This window comes from Piezobacter thermophilus, assembly GCF_055386745.1.
In genome coordinates this window covers 1,809,520-1,823,669 of the sequence record NZ_AP042380.1, presented here as the reverse complement: position 1 = coordinate 1,823,669, position 14,150 = coordinate 1,809,520, and the positions used below count along the sequence as shown (strand labels likewise).

Below are 14,150 nucleotides of genomic sequence, written 5' to 3'. Positions count from 1 at the left end.
TGCCAGGCCCCGGCCGGTGCACGCGGGCGTGACGATGGGCGAAGATGGAAGACTGGACGAAGACCGGATGACGACGATCAGCCTTTATAACACCCGCAGCCGCTGCAAGGAGGCGTTCGTGCCGCTGGATCCGTGCAATGTGCGGATGTATGTCTGTGGACCCACGGTCTATGACCGGGCGCATCTGGGCAATGCGCGCCCGGTGGTGGTGTTCGACGTGCTCTACCGGCTGCTGCGCCACGTCTACGGGGCCGGTCGCGTTCGCTATGTGCGCAATTTCACCGATGTGGACGACAAGATCATAGCCCGGGCCGATGAGACCGGCCGCCCCATCGACCAGATCACGGCCGAGACCACCCGGTGGTTTCTTGAGGACATGGCCGCGCTGGGGGCGCTGGAGCCCGACGAGATGCCGCGCGCCACGCAATACATCCCCCAGATGATCGCCATGATCGAGGCGCTGATCCGGGGCGGGCACGCCTATGCGGCCGAGGGCCATGTGCTGTTCGCGGTGGGCAGCTACCCCGATTACGGTCGGCTTTCGGGGCGCGCGGTCGAGGACATGATCGCCGGTGCCCGCGTCGAGGTCGCGCCCTACAAGCGCAATCCGATGGATTTCGTGCTGTGGAAGCCTTCGACGCCGGACCAGCCGGGCTGGGAGAGCCCTTGGGGCCGGGGGCGGCCGGGCTGGCATATCGAGTGCTCGGCCATGTCCTACGAACTGCTCGGCGCGCGGTTCGACATTCACGGGGGGGGCAACGACCTGATGTTTCCCCACCACGAGAACGAGATTGCGCAAAGCTGCTGCGCGCATCCGGCGCCGGCGGGCGAGGTCTGCTTTGCGCAGGTCTGGATGCACAACGAGATGCTGCAGGTCGAGGGGAAGAAGATGTCCAAGAGCCTAGGCAATTTCTTCACCGTGCGGGATCTGCTGGATCGCGGCGTGCCCGGCGAGGTGATCCGTTTCGTGTTCCTGTCCACCCATTACCGCAAGCCGATGGACTGGACGGATGCCAAGGCTTTGCAGGCTGAAGCGAAGTTGAGAAAATGGTATGGGGAAATCAAACGGCTTGTCGCGCCGGAAGACATCGATCCGGCAAAGGTCAGCCCGGAAATTGTTGAAGCTCTTGCCGATGACCTGAATACCCATCTGGCACTCGGTCATCTTGCTGCTCTGAAGGACAAGATTGCCGACAAGCATGATCGCCATCTGCAGCTTGCCTGTGATCTGAAATTCCTCGGGCTGCTGTCAGTGGAGAATCTGTTTCATTCCGGTTCTGCATGGATCGACAGATCTTCTGATATCGAGCCGTCAGTTCAGTTGAAAATCTCGTTTCTGGTAGATCAGAGAACGGCTGCAAAGAAAATGCGGGAATATGCTCGTGCGGATGAGATACGCGACAAGTTGGCGAATGCGGGCGTAATTCTGAAAGACACGCCGACGGGGACACAGTGGGAATGCAGCCCGAACTTCGATCCAGCCAAACTGAAGGATCTCGCATGAGTTGGACCGCAAGAAACGGTGGCGCCCGTCCTGCACGGGGTGGGCGGGAAGCGCCCGCCCCGTGGGGGGGCGGGACGGGCACTGGTCGTGATGCATGCATCACGACCTTCAGGCCGAATGGTGGAGTGCTCGCATGACCCGCGAACGCCTTTACATCTACGACACCACGTTGCGCGACGGGCAGCAGACCCAGGGGGTGCAGTTTTCCACCGCCGAGAAGGCGCAGATCGCGCAGGCGCTGGACGAGCTGGGCGTGGATTACATCGAGGGCGGCTGGCCCGGCGCCAACCCCACCGACAGCGCCTTCTTCGAGGCCGCCCCGAAGACCCGGGCGCGGCTGGTGGCCTTCGGCATGACCAAGCGCGCGGGGCGCTCGGCCGCCAATGACGAGGTGCTGGCGGCGGTGATGAATGCGGGCACCGCGGCGGTGTGCCTTGTGGGCAAGGCGCATGATTTCCATGTGCGGGACGCGCTGGGGATCACGCTCGAGGAGAACACCGCCAATATCGGCGCCTCGGTCGCGCATGTGGCGGCGCAGGGGCGCGAGGCGCTGTTCGATGCCGAACATTTCTTCGACGGCTACAAGGACAACGCGACTTATGCGCTGGAAACCTGCCGGGCGGCATTCGAGGCCGGCGCCCGCTGGGTGGTGCTGTGCGACACCAATGGCGGCACCCTGCCCGAAGAGGTGCACCGGATCGTGGGCGAGGTGATCGCCGCCGGCATTCCCGGCGATCGTCTGGGCATTCACTGCCACAACGATACCGAAATGGCGGTGGCCTGCACGCTGGCGGCGGTTGATGCCGGGGTGCGGCAGGTGCAGGGCACGCTCAACGGGCTGGGAGAGCGCTGCGGCAATGCCAATCTGACCGCGATCATTCCGACCCTGCTGCTGAAGGAGCCCTATGCCAGCCGCTATGAGACCGGCGTCACGCGCGAGGCCTTGGCCGGGATCACCCGGATCAGCCGGATGCTGGATGACATTCTCAACCGGGTGCCGATGAAACAGGCGGCCTATGTGGGCGCCTCGGCGTTTGCGCACAAGGCGGGGCTGCATGCCAGCGCCATTCTCAAGAACCCTTCGACCTATGAGCACGTCGCGCCGGAACTGGTCGGCAATGCCCGGATCGTGCCCATGTCCAACCAGGCCGGGCAGTCCAACCTGCGCCGGCGGCTGGCCGAGGCGGGGCTCGAGGTGGCCCGCGGCGACCCGGCGCTGGCGCGGATCCTCGAACGGGTCAAGGCGCGCGAGGATGCGGGCTATTCCTATGACACGGCGCAGGCCAGCTTCGAGCTGCTGGCGCGCGAAGAGCTGGGGCTGATGCCGGATTTCTTCGATGTCGAACGCTACCGCGTGATATCCGAGCGCCGCCGCAACGCCCGCGGCAAGGTGGTGGTGGAGTCGGAGGCGGTGGTGACGGTGACGCTTCGCGATGGGTCCAAGCGGACCGGCTACTACAAGAACGAACACCCCCAGGACATGCATGACGACGGGCCGGTGAACGCGCTGTGGCAGGCGCTCAAGACCGATCTGGGCCCCTATCAGGCGGCCATCGACGACATCCGGCTGACCGATTTCAAGGTGCGCATCACCAATGGCGGCACCGAAGCCGTAACCCGCGTCATCATCGACTTCGAGGATGGGGCCGGGCGCAGCTGGGCCACGGTGGGGGTGAGCCCCAATATCGTCGATGCCTCGTTCGAGGCGCTCTCCGATGCGATCCGCTGGAAGCTGGTCCGGGACATGGGGGCGGCGGCGTGACCGCGCGGCGGTGACGGGCCATGGCGCCGGTTTCCGACTCCGACCTGACCGCCTGCGCCGAGCTGGTCCGGCGCGCCGACCCGGAACGCTTCATGGCGGCCATGGCCGCGCCGGTTGCCGCGCGCGGCGTCCTGTTCGCGCTTTACGCCTTCAACATCGAGGTCGCCCGCGCCCCCTGGGCCAGCCCCGAACCGATGATTGCCGAGATGCGCCTGCAGTGGTGGCGGAACCTGGCCGGGGACATCGCCGAGGGGCGGCCGGTGGCCGGTCATCCGGTGGCCTCGGCCCTGGCGGCGGCGGTGACGCCCGATCTGGCTGCCCGGCTTGACGCTCTGGTCGCCGCGCGGCGCTGGGACATCTACCGAGATCCCTTTGCCGACGAGGCCGAATTCGACCGCTATATCGCGGATACGGCCGGAACGCTGATGGGGGTGGCGGCGCATGCCCTGGGCGAAGCCGCGCCGGATGTGGTGGGTGATTTCGCCTGGGCCTCGGGGGTGGCCAACATGCTGCGGGCGGTGCCCGAGTTGCGGGCGCTGGGGCGCGCGCCACTGCCGGACGCGTCGCAAGAGGGGATCCGGGCGCTGGCCGATCGGGCGCTGGGGCGGCTGGCACGGGCCCGCAGGAACCGGCGCGCGGTGTCGGGCGCGGCGGCGCCGGCGCTGCTGGCCGGCTGGCAGGCGGGGCCGGTGCTGCACCAGGCGCGGCGCAATCCCGCGCGCGTGACCCAGGGCCGGCTGGGCCAGAGCGAGGCCGGAAAGCGGCTGTCGCTGATGGCGCGGGCGGCAACGGGGCTGTGGTAGAAGGCCGTCAGGCCGAGCAGCTGGCCCCGCCCAGCACGCAGAAGCGCGCGCAATGGGGGTGGTTGAGCCAGACCTCGCCCTCGGCCTCGGCCAGGGTTTCGCCCATCTCGAATTCCGGCGAATAGGGCAGCAGCGTGCAGGACAGGACCACCGGATGGGCCGCCCCCTTGCGCCGCACCACCATGCGGGACGAGGCGCACATGACCTCGTCGGGGGATTTCGAGAGGATCCCCCAGCAGGCGGTGGTGATCTCGGGCACGTCGGCGTTTTCGTCCATTTCCGGGAACAGGACCGTCTGCCCGGGGTGATGGGCGTCGATGGCAAAGCCGTGGGCGGCATAGAGCGCGGCAAAACCGGCGCGCATCGCGGCTTCCTCTTCTCCCCACAGGGTGCGCCCGGCCACGGTCATGCGGATGCCCGCATCGCGCAGCCAGTGCATGCCCTTCAGCGTTTCCGCGAAACTGCCTTGCCCGCGTTCCTCGTCATGGCGCTCGGGGCTGTAGTGGTCCAGCGACACGCGCAGGGTAAGCCGCGCGCCGTGCTCGCGCTGCAGTGCCACAAGCCCCTGCTGCATCTTCGGCCGCATCATCGGACGCATGGCATTGGTAAGGATCAGCACCTCGTAGCCGCGCTCCAGCGCCGCGCGGGCCATGGCGATGATGTCGGGATTCATGAAGGGCTCGCCCCCGGTGAAGCCGATTTCGCGCACCGGCCAGCGACGCTCCTCCAGCTGGTCGAGATAGGACACGACTTCGGCCTCGGTCAGATAGACCAGCGCGTCATTGGTAGGGCTGCTGTCGATATAGCAGTGAACGCAGGTGACATTGCACAATGTGCCGGTGTTGAACCACAGTGTTTCGGGATGGGTCAGCGTCACATGGGCGCGGGGCTGGCCGTCTGCCGTCAGCTGCCTGTCCTGGAATTTCGCGCGGCCGGTGCGGGCGACGTCTTTCATGCGGCGATTTCCCGTCCTGTCGATATTTTCGGGCACGTGTGCGGTTGATCTAGCCTCGGTGGGTCACGAAGTTAAAGCTGGCACTTGGCGGCTGACACCAATGTGATGCCACGTTATCACAAGGGGCCGGCCGGGCGGAAAAACTGCGCGACCCGCCTTCTGTCGGGGTTGGGCGCATGCGGAGAGTTGCACCATGTTTTCAAGGGATCATGTCGTCGAGCCGTTCGACCTGGTGATCTTCGGCGGTACCGGAGACCTGGCCCGGCACAAGATCCTTCCCGCGCTGTGCCGGCGCTTTGCCGCGGGGCAGTTCCCCGAAGGGGCGCGGATCATCGGTGCCGCGCGCACCGATCTTTCGCCCGAGGCCTACCGCAATTTCGCCCGCGAGGCGCTGCGCGAATCGGCCGGTGACGATGTCTGCGACGAGGCGGCGCTGCGGGCGTTCTTCTCGGCCCTGGACTATGTGCCGCTGGATGCGCGGGGAGAACGGGGCTGGCGCGAACTGGCCGCCAGGCTGGATGACGACAACCGGGTGCGGGCCTGTTTCTTTTCGGTGGGGCCCAGCCTGTTCGGCCCGCTGGCCGAGCGGATCCACCGCTATGGCCTGGCCACCGACAGGACCCGGATCGTGGTCGAAAAGCCCTTCGGCCACGATCTGAAAAGCGCCCGGGCGCTCAACGCCACGCTGGCTGCGCATTTCTCGGAACGGCAGATCTTCCGCATCGATCACTACCTGGGCAAGGAGACGGTGCAGAACCTGATGGCGGTGCGCTTCGGCAACATGCTGTTCGAACCGCTGTGGAACAGCCAGTATGTGGACCACGTGCAGATCACCGTGGCCGAAACCGTCGGCGTGCAGGGGCGCGGCGAATATTACGACAAGGCCGGGGCGATGCGCGACATGGTGCAGAACCACATCATGCAGCTTCTGTGTCTGATCGCCATGGAGCCGCCGGCCCGTTTCGAGGCCGACGCGGTGCGCGACGAGAAGCTGAAGGTCATCCGCGCGCTCGATCCGGTCAAGCCCCATCACATCGTGCGCGGGCAGTATCTTGCGCGCGAGGGTGCCGAGGGCGAGGCGCATCCCGACTACCGCACCGCCGTCGGAAACCCCTCCAGCCGCACCGAAAGCTATATCGCCCTGAAGGTTCACATCAGCAACTGGCGCTGGGCCGGCACGCCCTTCTATCTGCGCACCGGCAAGCGACTGGTGGCGCGCTCGTCGGTCATCAACGTGATGTTCAAGAAGGCCCCGCATTCGATCTTCGGGGTGGATCTGGGCGAACATGCCAACGTGCTGTCGATCCGCCTGCAGCCGAATGAGGGGATCACCCTTCTGGTGACGATCAAGGAGCCGGGCCCGGGCGGGATGCGGCTGATCGACGTGCCGCTGGACATGAGCTTTGCCGAGGCGCTGGGGCCGCAGCGTGCGCGGCATCCCGACGCCTATGAGCGACTGGTGGTTGACGTGCTGCGGGGGAACCAGACACTATTCATGCGCGGCGACGAGGTCGAGGCCGCCTGGGCCTGGACCGACCCGATCATCGCCGGATGGGAGGCGAGGGGCGACGTGCCCAAGCCCTATGAAAGCGGAAGCACCGGCCCCGTCGACGCCGAAGAGCTGATGCGGCGGGACAACCGGAAATGGCGGGGGATACACCCATGAACATCGTCGAATACGCGGATCGCGACCTTCTGGCCATGGATCTGGCCAATCTCGTGGCCGGCGAACTGAAATCCACGCTTCTGACCCATGAAAGCGCGTCTTTTGCCGTACCCGGCGGGACCACGCCGAAAGGGGTGTTCGACGCGCTTTGCGCCGCCGATCTGGACTGGTCGCGGGTTCACGTCTTCCCGACCGACGAACGCTGGGTGCCGGAGGATCACGAGCGCTCGAATGCGCGCATGATCCGCGAGCACCTTCTGGTTCACCGCGCGGCCTCGGCCCGGTTCTTGTCGTTCTACAGGCAGGCCGAACGGCCCGAGGAGGTGCTGCCGGAACTCGAGGCGATGCTGGCGCCGGAGATGCCGATCTCGGTCCTTCTGGCGGGCATGGGGGCGGACATGCATGTGGCCTCGCTGTTTGCGAGCGCGGAGGGGATGGAGGTGGCCATGGCATCGGACGCGCCGGTCCTGGCTGTCACCCGCCCCGAAAGCGAGCCGGAGGCGCGGGTCACGCTGACCGCGCCGGCGCTCAATGGCGCGCTGTCCAAGCACCTGGTGATTTTCGGCGAGGAAAAGCGCGCAGCACTAGACCGGGCCATGTTCCTTGAGGCGGACGAGGCGCCGGTGATGGCGATTCTGGACGGCACCACGGTGCACTGGGCCGCCTGAGCGCGGGGGGCCAGCCCCCCGCACCCCCCGGAGTATTTCGGGCAAGAGGAAGGGGGGTCAGCTTGCCTCGATGGCGCCGTCGCGGGCCACCAGAACCCGGCGCAGCGCAGCGGGGAGGGGCTGTTTTCCCGAGCCGTCGGGCTGCATGAGGACCATCACTGCTTCGAGCCGGGCGCGCAGGGTGCCGCCGGACCAGAGCTGCTGCTCGACGGTGTAGGAACTGCTGCGGAAGGATGTGGCACGGGCGGTGGCGATATAGCTTTCGTCGCGGTGCATTTCCCGCATGTAGTGGATCGAGGCGTTGCGCAGCAGCAGGCGCGGATGGGGTGTGTCGCCGAAATGGGGCAGGCACATGGTTTCGAAATGCCGCACCCGGACGGCCTCGAACCAGTCGAGATAGGCCTTGTTGTTGACGTGACCGAGGGGGTCGAGCTCGGAGAACCGGACGCGGTCGGCCATGGCCAGCGGCTGCGGTTCGGGCAGGCCGTGGGCACGTTGTTCCCCGGGGCTCAGCGGTGTCAGGTAACGCAATTCCATGCGTTTCGGTCTAGCGCCCGGCGCCGGCGCATGCAAACCGGTTTCGCCAGACTCCGGTCGGGTTTCCAACCTTCGGAGATCAAACGGGAAAGTTCTGGAGCGGGTAACGGGAATCGAACCCGTAACTTAAGCTTGGGAAGCTCGCGTGATACCTTTTCACCATACCCGCTTTCTGGATCGTCTGGATAGGATTTCATGTCGCCGGGGTCAAGAGGGCAGTTCGCCCTGGTGGGCACGAAGTCGGCCTGCGTGAAAGTGCGTCCGCTGGGTCAGCCCCGTCCGCGTTCTCCGGTCGCTGTGGTAGGATTCAGGTGTACCGACGGCTCGATCCGGGGGGAGTGCTGCGTGTTTCTTTTGGCAGTCGCCGCGCGGGTGCTGCATGTTCGGGTTCAGGGGGGAGCGGGTCGAAGTGGTGTGCGTGGTCGTGACCGTGTCGCGTGATTCGATTTCCGGGGCGGCGTCCACGTAGGGCGCGCGGCCCGCGACCGTATGAGGTTCCGAGACACCGAATACCTCGCTCTTCCCCCGGGTTCATGACGCCAGCGGGGGCATGCTGGCAGGGCAGAGACGGCCGGCGGGCGGCATGAAATGAAAATCGGCCCGAACAGCCCTTGGGGCGGCCACGGGACCGCCCGGAAGACCGGGGCCGGCCTGACCAATCTCGCTCCGTCACGGTTTTCGTGGAACAGGCGCCGGAGCCATTCTTGCAGAGGCGCGTTGCTATTTCTCCGGATTCCGGGTTGCGGTACCGTGGGGGAGAAGCGATCTTGTGAGGATCAAGCAACATGAAAGTGCGGGCTTGGTGCGCCGGGTCGTTCACTTCAATTTTCGCGCGATAGCCTCTCGCGTGACACGGTCGGCGGTGAGATGGGCGCGCGGACTTCGGCGCGGGGTGACAAGGTATTGGATGGAAATGGATGTTGTCCTGCTCTCATTTCATTTTTCGCCTTGCCTGATCCGTAAGCCGTGCCTAGACGGGATGCGCCGGGGAGGTGGCAGAGTGGTCGAATGCGGCGGTCTTGAAAACCGTTGGGCGCGAGAGCGTCCCCGGGGTTCGAATCCCCGTCTCCCCGCCACCGTCCTGTGAGGAATGTTTCTCTGCTCCCGCCGCGCCGAGATTTTTCGGTTGTTTTCAAGGGTTACGGTGATGGCCTATTCACCTTCGCCCGCGCAAAACGGCCGAAATAGGTCTCTCGGGGCCGTTTTTCTCTGAACCTCATGACTGCGGTGATTTGGTGAATTTTCTGCAACGCACTGAAATCAAATCATTATTTTGTAACGCAACCTGAACACTTCGATGTCGGTGGCGTTTGCCGACAATCGACCGGGATCAGACGTTCGCCAGCCTGAGCTCAAGGGAGAGGATAGTGTCCTGAGGGTTCTTGCAACACTGTTCTTCGGCCTTGGCTTGGCCGCAGTTACAGCGGCGGCGATCTTTGCCGGGTCCATGAGTCGGCGAGAGAGCGCAGGAATTCATCTCAGAAGACCTCGGCTTCACTGGGCTGGACGGCAATGCCGAGAACCTCGCGCCGGCCGTCCAGGTTGACCGCGACAGCCACTATGGCCGCGACGCTGACGATGCGCCCGGAACGGCGCACCTTGATGTAGGTGGCATCGAGCCACAGGTAGGGCCATTCGCCCTCAAGGGGGCGGTTCAGAAACACGCCGACCCGTTCGTCGATCTCGGCGCAAAGCCGGGAGACCTGGGCTTTCGACACACCGGTCATGCTCATCGCCTTGACCAGGTCATCCACGGATCGTGTCGAGAGTCCCTGGACATAGGGGCTTCCTGGATGACCGCCGTCATGGCCTTCTCCGCCGCCCGGCGCGGCTCCAGGAACTCGGGGAAGTAACTGCCCTTGCGCAGCTTCGGGATCTTCACGTTGACCCTTCCGGTGCGCGTCTCCCAGCCCCGGGTCCGATAGCCGTTGCGACGGTTGACCCGTTCGGCGCTGCGCTCGTGCGACCCGGCACCACAGCGCTGGTCGACGTCCAGCGCCATGAGGCGGTCGGCGACGAACCCGAGCATCTCGGCCAGCAAATGGGTGTCGGAGGTTTCCGACAAAAGCGCCCGAAGGGCCGCGGTCTCTGATATGCTGTTCCTGGTCATGGTTGATCTCCTCGGTCAAAGCCCAAGTCCGCAAACCAAACCTTGGCCGAAGAACAACCGTGGCCGCCAAGCGACCCGCGCGGGCCTCGCTTCGCTATGCGAAGGCGCCGCTTAACTCGCGCTGCCGGCGGAATTTACACCATCCGGTGGGACACTGCTCGGCACCGGCAGCTGCGGGATCAATATTATGGGACTGTCCTATGGGTGAATTGACCGTTGACACTGCATGTTGTGATTGTTTAAAGGTGCCCCATGAAGACAGGTATTCAGGTGATAAGCTGTTCTGAACAGTGATCGCAAACCTTTCCTCAGCGGTCGGAGGAGACAAGGCGAGCTAACTAAATGAGATAACGATCCTTGGCTATTTCTTGAGAATATTTTTCCACTCGATTTAATTTGGCATGATTGATGAGTCCCCAAAAGTTTGATTTGATATTTGATTTGCATCAACATGATGCCGAAAGGCGCGGTAATACGTTCCTTTGCGAGAGTTTATCTTTTAATAAATCATGTAACTTCTCGCCAATTCCGACCGAGGATTTCCTTGAAGCGTTGAGCGGCGCGCTTGAAAGGGATGCAGAGTCGCCGAGATTGGGGCGCCTACATCTCGTGGACATGGGGCGGCACCCAAGGCGGGCAGTGCATGATGCAATAGACAATGGATTTTACAATGCAATTGAGATGTTCGCAAAACTTCGCTGCTCGTATCCCAAGCTTTCCGAAGGCGTAACTATCTGCGGAAAAATCAACCTGTATGATTTGGAGCGTGAGGCCGTTCTTTTCAAGTATTGGTTCGGAAGCGATCTTACCATAAGTCTTTCTAGCGCCATTTGGTCCGACTCCCTGCCTGATCTGCTGTCATTTCTCGAGGAGTTGGAAATCCGCATTCAACTTATGTTTGATGTCTCTACCATGGACGGCGAGCATTTTGTATTCACCCCTGATCGAAGGCGAAGTCTTCGCACGGTGATAACACGGATTCAAGAAGTCCGAGACGCGAGCAAAGCACCAGTTGATGTGCATTTCTGTTCGATTAAACAAGCCGGCCGGACTGAGCCAGATGTACGTTTGCTTGACACAATTTGCTCTGACTTAGTCAACGCCGTGTCGGGAGACACAATATATTCAGGGGGACTGCAACTCGATAGGGATAAGCTGGCTGTGGTAGCAGAGGCCTATCCTGAAATCGCCCGTTGGTTAGTGTCCGCGCACGTGGTGTAATTTCTGCACCTTCGACGGTGTAACCAGGGTGGCCATCGAGGTGTATGGTTGCGGTGGAGTTTCAGAGCTTCAACCACGAACCACACGGAGACCCCGATGACCAAGACGAATATGGACCTTTCCGAACTTTTGGCCAAGCAGGACGGTGGCGATTTTCTTCGCGCCGTTGCTGAGGCCGTGCTGCAGCTTCTGATGGAGGCCGATGTCGAGGGCCTGATCGGCGCCGGCAAGCATGAGCGCAACAGTGAACGCACGACGTGGCGCAACGGGTATCGAGAGCGCGCTCTCGATACCCGTTTGGGCCGGCTGAACCTCAAGGTGCCCAAGCTGCGGCAGGGCAGCTACTTCCCGGGCTTTCTGGAGCCGCGCAAGACATCCGAGAAGGCGTTGGTCGCAGTGATCCAGGAGGCATGGATCGGTGGCGTCTCGACCCGCCGCGTGGACGAACTGGCACAGGCGATGGGCCTGCACGGCATCTCCAAAAGCACGGTGTCGAAGCTGTGCAAGGACATTGACGAACGGGTCAACGAATTCCTGAACCGGCCGCTTACCGGTGAATGGCCCTATGTCTGGCTGGATGCCACCTATCTCAAGGTGCGCCAAGGCGGGCGCATTGTCTCTGTAGCGGCCATAATCGCCGTCGCCGCGAACACGGACGGACGCCGTGAAATCATTGGCCTGGGGCTGGGACCGTCGGAGGCAGAAACCTTCTGGATGGATTTTCTCCGCGGCCTCAAGGCCCGGGGGCTTGACGGGAGCAAGCTGGTCATCTCGGATGCCCACAGCGGCCTGCGCGCGGCCATCGGGCGGGTCTTCGACGCTACCTGGCAACGCTGCCGCGTCCACTGGATGCGCAACGCCCTGGCCCACGTCTCGCGCGGCCAGCACACCGTCGTCGCCGCCGCCATCCGCCAGGCCTTCGATCAACCCGACCGAAAGCAGGCCGGCGAGACATGGCGCCGCGTCGCCGACCAGCTACGCTCTCGCTGGCCCAAACTGGCCGAGCTGATGGACGAGAGCGAGCACGACGTGCTGGCCTACATGGCCTTCCCCCGCCAGCACCGCAAGAAACTGCACAGCACCAACCCGATTGAACGTTTGAACAAGGAGGTGAAGCGCAGGGCCGACGTCGTCGGGATCTTCCCCAACGAGGCCTCCATCACCCGCCTCATCGGCGCCGTCCTGTTCGAGCAGAACGACGAATGGCAGACCGCAAGCCGCTACATGCAGGTCGAGGCCTTCGCCCAGATCGACAACGAGGAGACCGACCCCATTCTCAGCATAACAACTCAGGCCGCATGATCATGACACGAGGCCACCCAAATTACACCACCTTGACGGACGTGACCCGATAATCTCAATCTTTTTCATGCGTATGTTGTTTCATGCGAAGCCCCTGGGTTTGGTTTATAATATCGTTCTCGCAGGGCTTCTCGCACCTGCTATTGTCCTTCTCAGTTTCCCAAAAACAGTTGAGCTTTACATTATAGTGTTTCTTGCCATCGCAGTTGGCATTGCGGAACCAATTTACCTAATGCTGAGAGAAGCTCTTATATCCAATCTGGGCGAACGCAAGCACCTAGCTATAAGTAGCTTGCCTGCATTTGAAGCGACTGGGCGAATAGTTGGCTACCTTCTTATCCCGACAGTGGCGAGTACAGATGACCTGCCCCCCAATGGTCCCTCATTCATAACGAGAGTCTGCGGGTTTGGTTTTCATAATCTGCGGTTTCGGTTTGGGCAAGCGCGCCGGGCGCGGAGCCTTTGGGTCGCTCAAGCGTCCGGCGCGCTTGGGCCGGCGTCTGGTTCCCCAGCGATGAGTGGGGCCTGACGTTGTTATAATCATAGCGCCACAGGGCCAGTTTTCGGCGGGCGTCATCGAGAGTATCGAACAGCTCCTCGTTCAGAAGCTCGTCACGCAGGCTGCCATTGAACGACTCGATGAAGGCATTTTGCTGAGGCTTGCCAGGATCGATGTAATGCCAGTCGACGTCATTGTCGTCCGCCCATTTGAGGATCGCCCGACTGGTGAACTCGGTCCCATTGTCAGAAACAATGCTTTCAGGCTTGCCATGGAGGCGGACAAGAGCATCAAGCTCGCGCGCCACACGCGCGCCCGAGATGCTGGTGTCGGCAACCAGGCAGAGGTTCTCGCGACAGCAATCGTCGATCACCGCCAGGATGCGGAACCGACGCGAAGCACCAAACGTGTCGGAGACAAAGTCCAGGCTCCATCGCTGGTTTGGCCTGATCGCCTCGGGCATTGGCGTCCTCGAGCCTCTGGCGCGCTTGCGCCCGCGCCGCCGTTTCACCGACAACCCTTCTTCGCGATACAGGCGATAGAGTTTCTTGTGGTTCATGATCATTCCCTTGCGTTCGAGCAACACGCCGATCCGTCGGTAACCGAAACGGCGGCGCTTGCCCGCAATCTGCTTCATCGCTTCGCGGATCTCCGGATGGTCCGGCGGGCGTTCGCGCCGGACCGTCTTGGGATCGACACCGACCAGCCTGCAGGCCCGGCGCTGCGAGATGCCATGATCCCGCATCGCCCGCAGCGCTGCATCACGCCGCGCGCTCGGCGTCGTCAGTTCTTTCCCAGGAGATCCTTCAGGACCGCGTTGTCCAGCATCGCATCGGCCAACAGGCGCTTGAGCTTGGCATTCTCGTCCTCAAGCATCTTCAGGCGCTTCACGTCCGAAAGCCCCATGCCGCCGTATTTCGACTTGTACTTGTAGAACGTCGCCGGGCTCAGCCCATGCCGGCGACAAACCTCCACCGTCGGCATTCCGGCCTCCTGTTCCTTGATCATCGCAATGATTTGCGCCTCCGTAAAACGGCTCTTTCGCATTCGTCTGCTCCTTTCTGATCGGGCAGACTCTACTTCAAAATGCGGGCGTTGGCGGGGGGCAGGTCAATCAAGCCTT

10 protein-coding genes, 2 tRNA genes and 1 pseudogene are annotated in these 14,150 nt (G+C 63.1%); 8 read left to right on the top strand and 5 right to left on the bottom strand.

The window, feature by feature from the left end:
- Positions 1-67: 67 nt before the first annotated feature.
- The 3 genes from cysS to ACZ5CM_RS08870 all read left to right on the top strand — a co-directional run bounded on the left by cysS (position 68) and on the right by ACZ5CM_RS08870 (position 4,069).
- Positions 68-1,504, top strand: coding sequence for a cysteine--tRNA ligase (gene cysS / locus ACZ5CM_RS08880; RefSeq protein ID WP_464642553.1), 1,437 nt, complete (start codon positions 68-70; stop codon positions 1,502-1,504).
- Positions 1,505-1,637: 133 nt separating this feature from the next.
- Complete coding sequence (gene cimA / locus ACZ5CM_RS08875) at positions 1,638-3,266, top strand: citramalate synthase (RefSeq protein ID WP_464637756.1); 1,629 nt, start codon at positions 1,638-1,640, stop codon at positions 3,264-3,266.
- 20 nt (positions 3,267-3,286) lie between these two features.
- Positions 3,287-4,069, top strand: coding sequence for a squalene/phytoene synthase family protein (locus tag ACZ5CM_RS08870; RefSeq protein WP_464637754.1), 783 nt, complete (start codon positions 3,287-3,289; stop codon positions 4,067-4,069).
- Positions 4,070-4,076: 7 nt separating this feature from the next.
- Here ACZ5CM_RS08870 and ACZ5CM_RS08865 read toward each other — a convergent pair whose 3' ends face one another.
- Positions 4,077-5,024, bottom strand: coding sequence for a radical SAM protein (locus ACZ5CM_RS08865; protein WP_464637752.1), 948 nt, complete (start codon positions 5,022-5,024; stop codon positions 4,077-4,079).
- Between the two features lie 193 nt (positions 5,025-5,217).
- On the opposite strand from ACZ5CM_RS08865, the gene zwf reads away from it, so the two are divergent.
- Complete coding sequence (gene zwf, locus ACZ5CM_RS08860; RefSeq protein ID WP_464637750.1) at positions 5,218-6,690, top strand: glucose-6-phosphate dehydrogenase; 1,473 nt, start codon at positions 5,218-5,220, stop codon at positions 6,688-6,690.
- Entirely contained in the window at positions 6,687-7,358 is a 672-nt protein-coding gene (pgl, locus tag ACZ5CM_RS08855; protein ID WP_464637748.1) for a 6-phosphogluconolactonase, read from the top strand. Before zwf ends, pgl begins: the two co-directional genes overlap by 4 nt.
- 57 nt (positions 7,359-7,415) lie before the next feature.
- Here pgl and ACZ5CM_RS08850 read toward each other — a convergent pair whose 3' ends face one another.
- Positions 7,416-7,895 carry an acyl-CoA thioesterase gene (locus ACZ5CM_RS08850; RefSeq protein WP_464637746.1) on the bottom strand — a complete coding sequence of 160 codons (480 nt, stop codon included), beginning with the start codon at positions 7,893-7,895 and terminating at the stop codon, positions 7,416-7,418.
- A 95-nt stretch (positions 7,896-7,990) separates the two neighbouring features.
- Positions 7,991-8,064 (bottom strand) — tRNA-Gly (locus ACZ5CM_RS08845).
- An 817-nt stretch (positions 8,065-8,881) separates the two neighbouring features.
- Between ACZ5CM_RS08845 and ACZ5CM_RS08840 the strand changes: the two genes are divergently transcribed.
- Positions 8,882-8,971 (top strand) — tRNA-Ser (locus tag ACZ5CM_RS08840).
- A 405-nt stretch (positions 8,972-9,376) separates the two neighbouring features.
- Here the strand turns inward: ACZ5CM_RS08840 and ACZ5CM_RS08835 are convergent.
- Positions 9,377-10,005, bottom strand: a pseudogene (locus ACZ5CM_RS08835) (IS256 family transposase); the annotation flags it as partial.
- 408 nt (positions 10,006-10,413) lie between these two features.
- Between ACZ5CM_RS08835 and ACZ5CM_RS08830 the strand changes: the two are divergent.
- Positions 10,414-11,226: a hypothetical protein gene (locus ACZ5CM_RS08830; protein WP_464637744.1), complete on the top strand. Its 813-nt coding sequence runs from the start codon at positions 10,414-10,416 to the stop codon at positions 11,224-11,226.
- 96 nt (positions 11,227-11,322) lie between these two features.
- On the top strand, positions 11,323-12,528 hold the full coding sequence (locus ACZ5CM_RS08825) for an IS256 family transposase (protein WP_464637579.1): 1,206 nt from the start codon (positions 11,323-11,325) through the stop codon (positions 12,526-12,528).
- 386 nt (positions 12,529-12,914) lie between these two features.
- Here the strand turns inward: ACZ5CM_RS08825 and ACZ5CM_RS08820 are convergent.
- A protein-coding gene (locus tag ACZ5CM_RS08820) for an IS3 family transposase (RefSeq protein WP_464637742.1) occupies positions 12,915-14,074 on the bottom strand; the annotation gives its coding sequence in 2 pieces (ribosomal slippage) (positions 12,915-13,825 and positions 13,825-14,074; 1,161 coding nt in all).
- Positions 14,075-14,150: the final 76 nt, after the last annotated feature.